Origin of the sequence: Herbidospora sp. NBRC 101105 (genome assembly GCF_030269205.1) — a bacterium.
Lineage (GTDB): Bacteria > Actinomycetota > Actinomycetes > Streptosporangiales > Streptosporangiaceae > Herbidospora > Herbidospora solisilvae.
In genome coordinates this window covers 359,147-372,867 of record NZ_BSSX01000010.1, presented here as the reverse complement: position 1 = coordinate 372,867, position 13,721 = coordinate 359,147, and the positions used below count along the sequence as shown (strand labels likewise).

Genomic DNA, 13,721 nt, shown 5'->3' with positions numbered 1-13,721 from the left:
TTCAGCGGCCGTCCTTTACGTCGTTGGTGATATGTCCGACTGTTCCGAGCCCGTGCCGGGCCCGCAACTCGTTTTCCCTGCTCGCCGCCATGGCGCGCACGTCGCCGGCGAAGTCGCGCACCTGGTGGGCGGTGCGCCGGGCGACGTGGTCGGGCCTCAGTGACTCCAGTTTGCGCATGACCCAGACCGCCAGCGAGGCGCCCAGCGTCATGTAGAAGAGGCGGCGGATCACGGCCGCGGCTCCAGCGACTTCCTTCGCCGGCCGCGCCGCGACAGGGCGCCGCGGATGCCGTGGGCGATCGAGGAGACCTTGATCAGCGGCCCGGTCACGACCGTCGAGGCCAGCCCGGTGATCTTGGCGACGTCGTCGCTGACCTCCTTCACGTTGGAGGCTATCGCCTCCACCGCGACGAGCTGGCGGTTGGTCTCGCTGACCGTGTAGCTGACCTCGTTGAGCAGGGGCACCACTTTGTCGCCGAGCTCGTTGACGACCTTGGTGGTGGCGGTGAGCAGCCGGGCCAGCTTGATCAGCACGTAGGCCAGGAAGCAGACGAGGATCGCCCAGAACATGGCGACGATCAGGCCCGCGACCTCTCCGGCGGTGAGCATGGGCGAACCTCCTTGGCGGGGCCCCTGCGTTGAATGGCAGAAACCCTATCGCGTATTCCAGGTCCGCCTTCTGCCACGGCGATCGCCGGGCATGCGTGTTCGGGTCAGCGTTCGCCGCGCAGGAAGGCGCGCAGCTTCCCCCACCGCTCGGCCACCGGGGCCTCCGCACCGTGGGTGGTCGGCTCGTAGTAGCGCCGGTCGCGCAGTTCCTCGGGCGCGTAGTCCTGGCGCACCACGCCGTGGTCGAAGTCGTGGGGGTAGCGGTAGGCCTCCCCGTGGCCCAGCTTCTTCGCGCCCGGGTAGTGGGCGTCGCGCAGGTGTGGCGGGACCTGCCCGATGTGCCCGGCCCGGACGTCGGCCTGGGCGGCGCCGATGGCCTTCACCACGGCGTTCGACTTGGGCGCCAGGGCGCAGTGGATGACCGCCTGGGCCAGGTTGATGCGGCCCTCGGGCAGGCCGATGAAGTCGACCGCCTGGGCGGCGGCCACGGCCACCTGGAGGGCGGTCGGGTCGGCCATGCCGACGTCCTCGGAGGCGAAGACGACGATGCGGCGGGCGATGAAGCGGGGGTCCTCCCCCGCCTCGACCATGCGGGCCAGGTAGTGGAGGGCGGCGTCGGCGTCGGAGCCGCGCATGCTCTTGATGAAGGCGCTGATGACGTCGTAGTGCTGGTCGCCCTGGCGGTCGTAGCGGACGGCTGCCTTGTCGACGGCCCTCTCGACCACCTCGACGGTGACGTCGTCGGCCAGCAGGGCGGCGGCCTCCAGGTAGGTGAGGGAGCGCCGGGCGTCTCCCCCGGCCAGCCGGACGAGCTGCTCCCTGGCCTCGGGCCGGAGGGTGACCGCGCCGTCGAGGCCGCGTTCGTCGGCCACGGCGCGGTCGAGGACGGCGCCGACGTCGTCGTCGGTGAGCGACTCGAGGGTCAGCAGCAGCGAGCGCGACAGCAGCGGCGAGATCACGGAGAAGAACGGGTTCTCGGTGGTGGCGCCGATGAAGGTGACCCAGCGGTTCTCCACGGCCGGGAGCAGGGCGTCCTGCTGGGCCTTGTTGAAGCGGTGGACCTCGTCGACGAACAGCACGGTCTGCCGGCCGGTCATGCCCAGTTCGCGGCGGGCGTTCTCGATGGCCGTACGGACGTCCTTGACCCCCGCCGAGACGGCCGAGACCTCGACGAACCGCCGTTTGGTGACGTTGGACACGACGTAGGCCAGCGTGGTCTTGCCGGTGCCGGGCGGCCCCCACAGGAACAGCGACATCGGGGCCTCGCTCTCGACCAGCCGCCGCAGGGGGGTGCCGGGGCCGAGCAGGTGGCGCTGGCCGATGACCTCGTCGAGGGCGCGCGGGCGCATGCGCACGGCGAGGGGTTCGGGCGTGTTGTCCCGTGCGGCCGAATCGAACAGGCTCTCCACGAACCCCTAGCCTAGGCCCCACACGGCGGTGGCCCCGGTGTGCCCGGCGCGCACGACGTAGAACGTGACCGCGATCGCGCCGGCCACGGCCAGGACCGACAACACGGTCGTCAGCGTGCCGGTCCGGCCCTTGGAGACGGCCCAGACCAGCACCAGCGCGACGACCGCCAGGGCGATCGAGGTGAGCAGCAGCGGGGTGGCGAACGACTCGTGCTCGGCCACCGGCGCGGGGGCCTGCCCGCCGTAGCGCGACTCCTTGAGCGCCTCGCCGCTCATCCGGGCGGCGAGCACGCTGATCGGCGCGGCGACGGCCAGCAGCACCACGGCCCAGTCGAGCCGCGCGCGGAACCGGGGCAGCAGGGCGTAGGCGACGGAGACGGCGGCCAGCAGCGGGGTGAAGACCACCGCGGCGTGGACGACCAGCGGATGCAGGGGGAGGCCGAAAACGGAATCGAACATGCGGGGGACATCTCCTTCGTCATCCACTCATACACGAGCGATACCGCGCAGGTTCCCAGACGGATGTGAGAGCGGGATGAGAGCCGTCAGCTCCTGACCCGTCCCCGGTAGGGGCGGGTCGCCGGGTCGGGCGGCACGCTGACCGGCCGGCCCTCCATCGCGCGCAGGGCGTGCCGCACCCCGGCGTCGAGCTGCGGGTCGGCGCCGCGGGCCCAGTCGGCGGGGGTGATGAGCACCTCCTCGTCGGGGGTCGCGCCCCGGTTCTCCAGTTCCCAGCCGTAGTTCTCGCTCCAGTGGGCGAACCCCGGCACCCGCATCCGGGTGCCGTCGGCGAGCCGGTAGACGCCCCGGATGCCGATGACGCCGCCCCACGTCCGGGTCCCGATGACCGGCCCGAGGCCGAGCGCCTGGACGGCGGCGGTGATGATGTCGCCGTCCGAGGAGGTCTCCTCGTCGCACAGCACCACGACGGGGCCGCGCGGGGCGTCCATGGGGTAGCTCCTCGGCTCCTCCCGCCGGGAGAGCTTCCAGCCGACGATGCGCCGGGAGAGCTTCTCCACCACGAGCTGGGAGGTGTTGCCGCCCTGGTTGGCGCGCACGTCGACGATCACGGCGTCCTTGGCGAGCTCGTGGGACAGGTCGCGGTGCAGTTGCGCCCAGCCCTCCCGCTGCATGTCGGGCACGTGCAGGTAGCCGATCCGCCCGCCCGACAGGCGGCGGACCAGCCGGCGCCGGTCGGCCACCCAGGAGTGGTAGCGCAGCCGCCGGTCGTTGACCAGCGGGACCACGGCCACACGGAAGACGCGGGCGCCCGACTCCACCGTCAGCTCGACGGGGTGCCCGTAGGCGGCCCACAGCAGCGGCGCGGGGCCGGTCACCGGGTCGACCGGCACGCCGTCGACGGCCAGGATCGCGTCGCCGGCCCGCACGCCGGAGCCCTGGAGCGGCGAACGGGCCGCGCTGTCGGACAACTCGGAGGGAAAGATGCGCAGGATGCGCCACAGGCCGTCGGTGTCGGGCCCGATGTCGGCCCCGAGGCGGCCGGTGGGGCTGCGCCAGTGGTGCCGGGCGGCGTACACGTAGGCGTGGGAGGCGCCGAGCTCCCCGACGACCTCGCGGACCAGGTCGGCGAAGTCCTCCGGGCCGCCGACCCGGTCGAGCCACGGACGGTAGGTCTCCAGCACCTCCGGCCAGTCGACCCCCGCCATGTCGCCGACCCAGAAGTGGTCGCGCATGATGCGCCCGGCCTCGGCGTAGGCCTGCCGCCAGCGCCGGGCCGGGTCGATCCGCACCCGGACGCGGTCGAGGTCGACGGTCACGCCGTCGCCGTTCTTGCTCGTCGCCGAGATGACCCGCAGCTCCGAGGCGTCGCCCACGACGATGCGGGAGCCGTCCCCGCTGACGGAGAAGAAGTGGACGTCGGTGGCGAGCTCCTCGGTCTTGCGCTTGTCGAGGTCGAACCGTTCGAGCACGGTCGGCTCGCCGGCGCCGCCGCGGCACCAGACCAGACCGCCCTTGACCGGGCGCAGGGCCCAGTAGTGGGCCTCCAGGACCGGCAGCGGCACGATCCGGCCGTCGAGCCCGGCCAGGTCGACGGTGACGGGCCCGTCGCCGGAGTCGCCGCCGTCGGCCGGCCTGCCCTCGACGGAGGGGGCGAACGGGGAGGCCGCGCCCGCCGCGAGCGGCAGCAGGTAGGGGCGGGTGCCGTGGGTGATCACCAGGTCGAAGCTGTGGGAGTCGCGGATCATCTCGAAGCCGCGCAGCGACAGGAAGACCAGGTTGCGGCCGTCGCCGGTGAAGGCGGGCGACATGTCGGTGAAACGGCCGTCGGTGACGTGCACGATCTCCGTCGCCGGGGTCTCCGGGGCGGGGGTCTCGGTCACCTCGGCGCCCGAGCCCGTGTCCTCCTCCGGCGCTCCGGGCCGCTGGAGCCGGGCCATCCGGATGGCGTGGCCGCGGGACACCGGGTGGCACCACACCAGCCATTGGGAGCGCGGGTCAAACCCGAGGTCGCTGATCACGCCGTGCTCGGTCCGGGTGAGCTCGGTGACCGTCCCGGTCTCCGGGTCGACCAGGAGCAGGCGGCCGTCGTGGGAGGCGACCGCGATCACCGAGCCGTCGGGGGCGGCCTCCATCTCCTCGACCTGGCCCAGCTCGCCGGCGGCGACGGTCCGGGTGGGGCCGCCGGGCACGCCCAGCTCGATGGCGTCCTCGCCGGGGGCGTCGGTCACCCACGCGGCCGGACCGTTGACGCGTCTGCCCAGGTCGTCGGGTTCGGCGTCGTCGGCGCGTTCGAACCGGCCCAGCACGATGGGCAGCCGGGCCCGGCCGCGCCCGGACAGCAGCCGGACCGGGCCGTCCTCATGGGTCACCCAGTGGACGGCCCCGCCCACCTCCACGGCGCTGGCGCGGCCGGTGGTGTCGCAGGCGGCGTCCTCGGGGCGGGGGCTGGCCCAGAAGGGCTGGCGGCCCCGGCCGGCGCCGCCGAGGCGCACCTCCAGCGGTTCGGGCTCGGCGTCGAGGCCGGGCAGCAGCCACAGGCTCCCCGCGCGGGCGTAGACGATCCGGGTGCCGTCGGTGGCCGCCTGGCGGGCGTAGAAGTCCTCGTGGTGGGTGTGCTTGCGGAGGTCGCCGCCGTCGTACCGGACCGAATAGAGGTTGCCGGTCCCCTCGTGGTCGGAGAGGAACACGATCCGGCCGCCGACCAGCATCGGCGCGGCGAGCTGGCCCTCGTGGCCGGGCAGCAGGCGGCGTCCGTCGAGCCACAGGCGGCCCATGCCGCCGCCCCGGTAGCGCTTCCAGTGGGCGGGGTCGTGCCCGGCCGAGGCGGTCAGCAGCAGCGTGCGCCCGTCGCGCAGGTCGAGGTCGCTGACGGGGCCGTAGGGCAGCCGCTCCCCCGGGCCGCCGTCGACCGGCACGGTCCGCGCCCACGTCCAGTGGGCGAACGGCTGGTCGTGGGAGCTGCCGGCGATCACAGTGCGGGCGTCGCGCCAGCCGTGCACCCGCGCGCCGCTGCCGCCCCAGTGGGTGAGCTGCTCGATCGCGCCGCCGTCGACCGGGGCGACGTACACCTCCGCGGGGATCCGGCCGCCCTGCCAGGCGACCGACGCGCCGTCGGGCGACAACCGGGGATGGGCGGCCCCCACCTGCTCGACCGTGAGGCGCCAGGCCCGCCCGCCGTCGAGCGGAGCGATCCAAACGTCGTCTTCGGCGACGAACGTCAGGAGATCACGATGGATGTGAGGAAACCGGAGGTATGACCCGCTAGGCACCCCCACAATGCTAATCCCAGCCCTGGTGAAGGCAAGATCGTTACGCATGGGGCGGGTGGGACGTGGCTTACGCGAAGCGAACACGATCACGGATAGAGTGACGCGAAACTTCAGCAATGGACGAATAAAGGGAAGGCAACGCAGTGACCCACACGAATCGGCAGAAACCCCTGGCCCTCAGCCAGGCCCGTCGCATCCGGTTGGGGGTCGGTGCAGTGATCCTCTCGCTCTTCGCGGTGACCGCGTGCACGAGCGCGGACGGCAACACGGCGGCGCCCGGCGAAGAGCCGGCCCCGTCGTCGGCCGCCCCGTCGATCTCGGCGATCCCCTCGACGCTGCCGGACCAGCCGACCGCGCCCCCGACGCCGGTCGACCCCAAGGACGTCAAGTGCGAGTACCGCAAGGACGACACCGGCGTGCCGAGCAAGTTCGTGGGCATGCCCCCGGCCAAGCCGATGAAGGCCGCGCTCAACGCCAAGAACATGACGCTGAAGACCAACCAGGGCGACATCGTCATCGAGCTGGTGCCCGAGTCGACGCCGTGCACGGTCAACTCGTTCTACTTCCTGGCGAAGAAGAACTACTTCGACAACACCCTGTGCCACCGGCTCACCACGACCGAGAGCAACGGTCTCGACCTGCTGCAGTGCGGTGACCCGCAGGCCAAGGGCGACGGCAAGAACAAGACCGACGGCACCGGCGGCCCCGGCTACCTGTTCCCCGACGAGAACCTCGGCCCGGCCTACACGCGCGGCGTGGTCTTCATGGCCCAGGGCGGCGACGCGGCCAACTCCAACGGCAGCCAGTTCGCCATCTCCTTCAGCGACGAGGCGGCCCAGCTCCCGGCGGCGTACACGCCGTTCGGAGTGGTGGTCAAGGGCATCGAGGTGGTCGACAAGATCGCCGCGGGCGGGGTCATCAAGAACGAGGACGACATCCTGTCGGAGGACGGCGGCTCCAACGCGCCGAAGATCCGCGTGGTGATCAAGGACGTCATCGTCAAGTAGCCGTTTCCATCGAAGGGCGGGTCCACCCGGACCCGCCCTTCGGTGTTTCTGGAGACATGAATCCCATCAGAACCCCTAGAATCTCGCGAAAGGCGAATCTTTCCCCAGATTCCAGGCATGAGTGCCATTCCCCTGACCGGAGGCCACCCGTTGTCCGAGCACGAGCCGGCACCGTCGTGGGTCATCGACCCGCACAAGCCCAGCGTCGCCCGGATGTACGACTACTACCTCGGCGGCAAGGACAACTTCGCCGCCGACCGGGAAGCCGCCGACGAGATCCTCGCCCGCATGCCGTACGTCCGCGACTTCACCCGGGAGAACCGCGCGTTCCTGTCGCGGGTCGTCCGGCTGCTGGCCGCCCAGGGGATCCGGCAGTTCCTCGACATCGGCTCCGGCCTGCCGACCCGGGAGAACACCCACCAGGTCGCCCAGGCGGTCGCCCCCGACGCCCGTGTCGTCTACGTCGACAACGACCCCATCGTGCTGGCCCACGGGCGGGCGCTGCTGGCCAAGAACCGCAACACCGCCGTCGTCCGGGCCGACCTGCACGACCCCAAGGGCATCATCGACCACCCCGAGGTACGGTCCCTCATCGACTTCTCCCAGCCGGTGGCGATCATGCTGCTGGCCATCCTGCACTTCGTGCCCGACGACGACGAGGCGTCCCGGATCGTGCGGGAGCTGCGGGTGCCGATGGCGCCGGGCAGCTACCTGGTGATGTCCCACGGCCACATGGGCGAGGTCGACGACGACCTCCAGGAGGTCGTGTACAAGACGTACCGGCAGACCACCAGCGGGAACATCACGGCCCGCACCTCCTCGCAGGTCGCGGCCTACTTCGAGGGCATGGAGCTGCTGGAGCCCGGAATCGTCCAAGTGGGGGTCTGGCGACCGGAGATCAAGGGTCTGGCCGACGCCGACCCCCGCAAGGCCGGCTTCTTCGGCGCCGTCGGCGTCGTCAGGTAAAAGCAGAAAGGGCCGGTCCTTTACGGACCGGCCCTTTCCCTTTGCTAGGCCTTGGGCGTGGCGTCGACGCCCGCCTCCTTGCGCTGCGCCGGGGTGATCGGCGTGGGCGCGGCGGTCAGCGGGTCGAAGCCGGAGGCCGTCTTCGGGAAGGCGATCACGTCGCGGATCGACTCACCACCCGCCAGCAGCATGCAGATCCGGTCCCAGCCGTAGGCGATGCCGCCGTGCGGCGGCGGGCCGTACTTGAACGCCTCCAGCAGGAAGCCGAACTTGCTCTCGGCCTCCTCCTTGGAGATGCCCAGCACGTCGAAGACCCGCTGCTGCATCTCGGCGCGGTGGATTCGGATCGAGCCGCCGCCGATCTCCATGCCGTTGCAGACCATGTCGTAGGCGTAGGCCAGGGCCTCGCCCGGGTGGTCTTGGAAGTTGTCGCTCCACTCGGGCTTGGGGCCGGTGAAGGGGTGGTGGACGGCCGTCCAGCCGCCCTCGCCGTCGTCTTCGAACATCGGCGCGTCGACGACCCACAGGAACGACCACTGCGACTCGTCGATCAGCTGCTTGCGGCGGCCGATCTCCAGCCGGGCCGCGCCGAGCAGCTCACGCGAGGCGTGCCGGGCGCCGGCCGCGAAGAAGATCGCGTCGCCGACCTCGGCGCCGGTCGCCGCGCGCAGCCCGGCGGTCTCGGCCTCGGACAGGTTCTTGGCCACCGGGCCGCCGAACCCGTCTTCCTGGACGAGCACGTAGGCGAGCCCGCGCGCGCCCCGCGACTTGGCCCACTCCTGCCAGCCGTCGAGCTCCTTGCGGGTCTGCGACGCGCCGCCCGGCATGACCACCGCGCCGACGTACTCGTTCTGGAACACCCGGAAGGTGGTGTCCTTGAAGTAGTCGGTCAGGTCGACCAGCTCGCAGCCGAACCGCAGGTCGGGCTTGTCGGAGCCGAATCGGGCCATCGCGTCGGCGTAGGTCATGCGGGGCAGCGGGGAGGGCAGCTCGTAGCCGAGCGTCTCCTTCCACACCCGGCCGATGAGCGCCTCGCCGAGCTCCATGACGTCGTCCTGGTCGACGAACGACATCTCGATGTCGATCTGGGTGAACTCCGGCTGCCGGTCGGCCCGCAGGTCCTCGTCGCGGAAGCACTTGGTCAGCTGGTAGTAGCGCTCCAGGCCGGCCACCATGAGGAGCTGCTTGAACAGCTGGGGCGACTGGGGCAGGGCGTACCAGTTGCCCGGCTGGAGTCGCACGGGCACCAGGAAGTCGCGGGCGCCCTCGGGGGTCGAACGGGTCAGGTTCGGCGTCTCGACGTAGACGAACCCGCGCTCGTTCATCACCTCGTTGACCAGGTAGGTCGCCTTCGACCGGATGCGCAGCGCGTCGCCGAGCTGCTGGCGGCGGATGTCGAGGTAGCGGTACTTGAGCCGGGCCTCCTCGGAGACGCCCGAGGCGCCCTCGATCGGGAACGGCAGCGGGGCCGCCTCGCTCAGCACCTCGACCTCGGAGGCGACGACCTCGATCCCGCCCGTGGGGATGTCGGGATTCTCGTTGCCCTCGGGCCGCACCCGGACCTCTCCGACGACCTTCACGCAGTATTCGGAGCGCAGGCCGTGGGCGTCGTCCTCCTCGCGGAAGACGACCTGGGCGGAGCCGGAGGAGTCGCGCAGGTCGATGAAGACCACGCCGCCGTGGTCACGACGACGGGCGACCCATCCGGCCAGCGTCACCTGTTGGCCGGCGTGCTCGGGGCGCAACGTCCCGGCCTGGTGGGTGCGGATCACAAGAGTTTCCCTTTCAGGGTGTCGACGATCGAGGCGAGGGACACCTCGGTCTGTTCAGCGGTTTCCAGGTCCTTCAGCTGTACGGCCCCCGCCTCCAGGTCGCGCTCACCGAGGATCAGCGCGTATCGGGCCCCCGACTTCGACGCCGCCTTCATGGACCCCTTGAGTCCTCGGGCCCCGTAGGCCATGTCGGCCGCGAGCCCCGCCCGGCGCAGCTCGGTGAGCAGCGCGAACGCGCGACGGCGGGCCTCATCGCCCAGCGGCACGGCGTAGACGTCGACCGTCGAGACGGCCGCGGCGGCGACCTGCTCGGCCTCCATGGCCAGCACGGTGCGGTCGAGGCCGAGCCCGAAGCCGATGCCGGGCAGCGGCGGCCCGCCGATGGACTCCGACAGCCCGTCGTAGCGGCCGCCCCCGCCGACGGCCGACTGCGCCCCCAGCAGCGGGTGGTCGAACTCGAAGGTGGTGCGGGTGTAGTAGTCGAGGCCGCGCACCAGGCGCGGGTTGTCGGTCCACGGGATCGACAGGTCGGCCAGGGCGGTGCGCACCTGGTCGTGGTGAGCCTTGCAGGCGGCGCACAGGTGGTCGGTGACCAGCGGCGCCCCTTCGAGCTGGGCCTTGACCTCGGGCCGCTTGTCGTCGAGGACCCGCAGCGGGTTGATCTCGACGCGGGCGCGGGTGGCCTCGTCGAGGTCGAGGGCGCGCAGGAAGTCCTGCAGGGCGGCCCGGTAGATCGGGCGGCACTCGGCGCAGCCGAGCGTGTTCAGCAGCAGCGTCAGCCGCTGGAGGCCGAGCTGCTGGTACCAGTCCCACGCGATGGCGATCGTCTCGGCGTCGACCAGCGGGTCGTCGCTGCCGATCGCCTCGAGGTCGACCTGGTAGAACTGCCGGTAACGCCCGGCCTGGGGCCGCTCGTAGCGGAAGGCGGGGCCGACGGCCCAGACCTTCGCGGGCAGCTGGCCGTTGTGCAGGCCGTGCTCCAGCACCGCCCGCAGCACACCCGCCGTGAATTCGGGCCGCAGCGTGACCGATCGGCCGCCCCGGTCCTGGAAGGTGTACATCTCCTTGGTCACGACGTCGGTCGACTCGCCGACGCCGCGCGCGTAGAGCTGGGTGTCCTCGAACACCGGCAGTTCGAGGTAGCCGTAACCGGCCCTGGTCACGGTGGCGGCGAAGGTGTCGATCGCCCGCCGGAACGCCGCCGAACGGGGCGGCGTGTATTCGCTAACGCCCTTGGGCGCCTGGAAGGTCATCACAGTCCTCGGTTCGGGCCGGGCGCCCCGTGCTCCAGATCTTTCAGGAACGGGTTGCTGGCGCGCTCGCGGCCGATGGTCGTCTGGGGTCCGTGACCGGGGAGAACCACCGTTTCGTCCGGCAGTGTCAACGTCTTGGCGAGACTGCCGAGCATGGCCTGGTGGTCGCCGCCGGGCAGATCGGTGCGGCCGATGGAGTCGCGGAACAACAGGTCGCCGCTGAACAGCACGTGTTCGTCGTCGAGCCTGAAGGTCACCGACCCCCCGGTATGGCCCGGCCGGTGGTCGACGACCAGCTCGAGGCCGGCCAGCTCCAGGACGGCGCCGTCGGTGAGCTCGCGGACGTCGTCGGGCTCGCTGAACTCCAGCCCGCCGAACAACTGTTTGCTCATCGCGCCGAATCCACGGCCCGGATCGCTCAGCAGAACCCGATCATCGGGATGAATCCAGGCAGGAATTTCACGAGCTCCGCAAACCGGACCGACCGACCACATGTGGTCGATGTGCCCGTGGGTCAGGACCACCGCGACCGGCTTCAGCCGGTGCTCGCGGATCAGCTCGTCGAGGCCCTCAACAGCGTTCTGACCTGGGTCGACGACCACGCACTCGGCGCCCGCGGCGGGCGCGACGACGTAGCAGTTGGTCTGGAACGACCCGGCTGGGAACCCTGCGATCAACAACGGAGCGGCCTCGATGTCTCAAAGGATTGAGCGAGCGAATGTAACCGAAGGGTACCGGTGCGGGTCGGCGGGCTGCGAACCAATACCCGTGTGCCGATACGATTCGCCCACCTCAATAGTCATTCTTGGACAGTCGGGAGGACGAAGTGGTCACCGGGAAGGACCGGCAGAAGCAACTCGCGCGCGAACACCACGAGCGCCAGCAGGCCGCACGCGTCCAACGTGAGCGCATCGCGAAGCGCAACGCCGCCATCGGGACCACCGCCGGTGTCGTGGTCGTCATCGCGGGCATCGTCGCGGCGGCGATCTTCCTGACGGGCGGCGACGACGCCGACCCGGCCACCGCGGCGGCGTCCGCCTCGGCCAACCCGGCCGAGAGCGCGGCGGCGGCCCCCGCGGAACCCCTGCCCTTCGACAAGGGCACCGGCAGGTGCGACTACGTGAGCGACCCGGCGGGTGGGGCCAAGGACGTCGGCAAGCCCGACCCCAAGGTCGCCGCGGCCCCGGCGGTCATGAAGATCGACACCAACCTGGGCGTCATCCAGGCCGACCTCGACGGCGCCAAGGCGCCGTGCACGGTCGGCTCGTTCACGCACCTGGCGAGCAAGGGCTACTTCGACAACACGAAGTGCCACCGCCTCACCACCGAGGGCATCAAGGTGCTCCAGTGCGGCGACCCCACCGCCACCGGCAGCGGCGGCCCCGGCTACCGCTTCGTCGACGAGAACCTTGAGGGCGCCAGCTACAAGCGGGGCGTGCTGGCCATGGCCAACAGCGGCCCGAACACCAACGGCAGCCAGTTCTTCATCGTCTACGGCGACGAGACCGACACCCTGCCCGACTCGTACACGCCCTTCGGCACGATCACCAAGGGCCTGGACCTCGTCGACAAGGTGGCCAAGGCGGGCGTCGAGGGCGGCGGCGGCGACGGAACGCCGAAGCAGGCTGTGGAAATCAAAGACGTGACAATTACCGGCAAGAGCTGACGTAATACAACCAAGGGCTAAACGCCCTGGAGGCTGATTCGAGTGCGGGAGGACACGGTGACCACCGACCCGTGGGGCCGGGTAGACGACGACGGCACCGTCTACGTGCGTACGGCTGAGGGAGAACGGGCCGTCGGGTCCTGGCAGGCCGGGGAACCGGAAGAGGCGCTGGCCTACTTCCACCGCAAGTTCGACGAGCTGGCCGGTCAGGTCCAGCTCCTCGAACAGCGGGTGAAGGGCACCGACCTGCCGCCCGCACAGGCGGAGGCCGGCATCCTGAAGCTGCGCGAGGCGATCACCGGAGCGAACGCGGTCGGTGACCTCGACTCGCTGAACAACCGGCTGCAGGCCCTCTCCGAGATGGTGGGCAAGCGCCGCGAGGAGGTGAAGGCGGCCCGCGAGGTCGCCCGCGGCCAGGCCAAGGAGATCAAGGAGCGGATCGTCGGCGAGGCCGAGCGCATCGCCGAGGACGCCACTCACTGGAAGTCCGGCGGCGAGCGGCTGCGTCAGCTCGTCGAGGAGTGGAAGGCCGCCGAGCGGATCGACCGCGCGACCGAGGCGGCGTTGTGGAAGCGCCTGTCGACGGCCCGCACGGCCTTCGCCAAGCGCCGCAAGGCCTACTTCTCCTCGCTCGACGAGCAGCGCGACCAGGTGCGTTCCGCCAAGGAGCGCATCGTGAGCGAGGCCGAGGAACTGTCGTCCTCGACCGACTGGAACGCCACGGCCGCGGCCTACCGCGAGCTGATGCGCCGCTGGAAGGCGGCCGGCCGGGCCTCCCGCGAGGCTGAGGACGAGCTCTGGAACCGCTTCAAGAGCGCCCAGGACCAGTTCTTCCAGGCCCGCTCGGCGGTGTTCGCCGAGCGCGACGCGTCGTTCGCGGCCAACGCCGACGCCAAGGAGCTGCTGCTGGTCGAGGCGGAGAAGATCCTCCCGGTGACCGACGTCCGCACGGCGCGCAGCCAGCTCCGGGCCCTGGTCGAGCGGTGGGAGGCCGTCGGCCCGGTGCCGCGCGAGCAGCGCGACCGGCTCGAGGGCGGCCTGCGGAAGATCGACGACGCGGTCCGCAAGGCCGAGGAGGCGGAGTGGAAGCGCTCCAACCCCGAGGCCCGCGCGCGGGCCCAGGACACGGTCAACCAGCTCCGCCGCTCGATCGAGCAGCTGGAGACCCGCCTGGCCAAGGCCCAGCCCGGCAGCAAGCAGGCCAAGGAGGCCGAGGAGGGCATCGCCGCCCGCCGCTCCTGGCTCGAAGAGGCCGAGCGCACGCTCGCCGAGTTCTCCTGAGGTGACGCCGGCGGCGCCTGACCTGCT

Annotated in this window: 12 protein-coding genes; 4 read left to right on the top strand and 8 right to left on the bottom strand. The window is 71.1% G+C overall.

The annotated features are described in order from the left end of the window. Position 1: 1 nt before the first annotated feature. The 5 genes from QSK34_RS36180 to QSK34_RS36160 form a co-directional block, all read right to left on the bottom strand. The gene (locus QSK34_RS36180) at positions 2–232 is read right to left on the bottom strand and encodes a hypothetical protein (RefSeq protein ID WP_161484253.1); all 231 of its coding nucleotides are present in this window, start codon (positions 230–232) and stop codon (positions 2–4) included. After that, positions 229–609 (bottom strand): DUF948 domain-containing protein, encoded by a 381-nt coding sequence (locus tag QSK34_RS36175; RefSeq protein WP_030456920.1) that lies wholly within the window; start codon positions 607–609, stop codon positions 229–231. Before QSK34_RS36175 ends, QSK34_RS36180 begins: the two co-directional genes overlap by 4 nt. 104 nt (positions 610–713) lie before the next feature. Continuing rightward, a complete protein-coding gene (locus QSK34_RS36170; RefSeq protein ID WP_285591173.1) occupies positions 714–1,958 on the bottom strand; it encodes a replication-associated recombination protein A in 1,245 nt (414 codons plus the stop codon). Between the two features lie 66 nt (positions 1,959–2,024). Then, on the bottom strand, positions 2,025–2,477 hold the full coding sequence (locus QSK34_RS36165; RefSeq protein WP_285591119.1) for a DUF2231 domain-containing protein: 453 nt from the start codon (positions 2,475–2,477) through the stop codon (positions 2,025–2,027). Positions 2,478–2,563: 86 nt separating this feature from the next. Then, on the bottom strand, positions 2,564–5,749 hold the full coding sequence (locus tag QSK34_RS36160; protein ID WP_285591117.1) for a S41 family peptidase: 3,186 nt from the start codon (positions 5,747–5,749) through the stop codon (positions 2,564–2,566). Positions 5,750–5,964: 215 nt separating this feature from the next. On the opposite strand from QSK34_RS36160, the gene QSK34_RS36155 reads away from it, so the two are divergent. Together QSK34_RS36155 and QSK34_RS36150 are read left to right on the top strand one after the other, a co-directional pair. Beyond that, entirely contained in the window at positions 5,965–6,756 is a 792-nt protein-coding gene (locus QSK34_RS36155) for a peptidylprolyl isomerase (protein WP_285591115.1), read from the top strand. Between the two features lie 117 nt (positions 6,757–6,873). Continuing rightward, positions 6,874–7,722, top strand: a complete 849-nt coding sequence (locus QSK34_RS36150) for an SAM-dependent methyltransferase (RefSeq protein WP_285591113.1) — start codon at positions 6,874–6,876, stop codon at positions 7,720–7,722. 44 nt (positions 7,723–7,766) lie between these two features. Here QSK34_RS36150 and aspS read toward each other — a convergent pair whose 3' ends face one another. Genes aspS through QSK34_RS36135 form a run of 3 tightly spaced genes read right to left on the bottom strand, consistent with a single transcriptional unit; the run spans position 7,767 to position 11,427 of the window. Continuing rightward, complete coding sequence (gene aspS, locus QSK34_RS36145) at positions 7,767–9,494, bottom strand: aspartate--tRNA ligase (protein WP_030456914.1); 1,728 nt, start codon at positions 9,492–9,494, stop codon at positions 7,767–7,769. Continuing rightward, on the bottom strand, positions 9,491–10,747 hold the full coding sequence (hisS, locus tag QSK34_RS36140) for a histidine--tRNA ligase (protein WP_285591111.1): 1,257 nt from the start codon (positions 10,745–10,747) through the stop codon (positions 9,491–9,493). The genes aspS and hisS overlap by 4 nt, the downstream gene beginning before the upstream one ends. Then, positions 10,747–11,427: an MBL fold metallo-hydrolase gene (locus tag QSK34_RS36135; RefSeq protein ID WP_285591109.1), complete on the bottom strand. Its 681-nt coding sequence runs from the start codon at positions 11,425–11,427 to the stop codon at positions 10,747–10,749. Before QSK34_RS36135 ends, hisS begins: the two co-directional genes overlap by 1 nt. A gap of 146 nt (positions 11,428–11,573) precedes the next feature. On the opposite strand from QSK34_RS36135, the gene QSK34_RS36130 reads away from it, so the two are divergent. Together QSK34_RS36130 and QSK34_RS36125 are read left to right on the top strand one after the other, a co-directional pair. Then, on the top strand, positions 11,574–12,413 hold the full coding sequence (locus tag QSK34_RS36130) for a peptidylprolyl isomerase (RefSeq protein ID WP_285591106.1): 840 nt from the start codon (positions 11,574–11,576) through the stop codon (positions 12,411–12,413). A gap of 42 nt (positions 12,414–12,455) precedes the next feature. Continuing rightward, positions 12,456–13,694, top strand: coding sequence for a DUF349 domain-containing protein (locus QSK34_RS36125; protein WP_285591104.1), 1,239 nt, complete (start codon positions 12,456–12,458; stop codon positions 13,692–13,694). The last annotated feature ends 27 nt before the right edge of the window (positions 13,695–13,721 follow it).

What these genes read in the sequence shown, in the direction of transcription:
- QSK34_RS36150 (WP_285591113.1), top strand. Translation starts at nt 6,874, where the DNA reads ATGAGTGCCATTCCCCTGACCGGAGGCCACCCGTTGTCCGAGCACGAG.
- QSK34_RS36165 (WP_285591119.1), bottom strand. Translation starts at nt 2,477, where the DNA reads ATGTTCGATTCCGTTTTCGGCCTCCCCCTGCATCCGCTGGTCGTCCAC.
- QSK34_RS36170 (WP_285591173.1), bottom strand. Translation starts at nt 1,958, where the DNA reads ATGCGCCCGCGCGCCCTCGACGAGGTCATCGGCCAGCGCCACCTGCTC.
- QSK34_RS36175 (WP_030456920.1), bottom strand. Translation starts at nt 609, where the DNA reads ATGCTCACCGCCGGAGAGGTCGCGGGCCTGATCGTCGCCATGTTCTGG.
- hisS (WP_285591111.1), bottom strand. Translation starts at nt 10,747, where the DNA reads ATGACCTTCCAGGCGCCCAAGGGCGTTAGCGAATACACGCCGCCCCGT.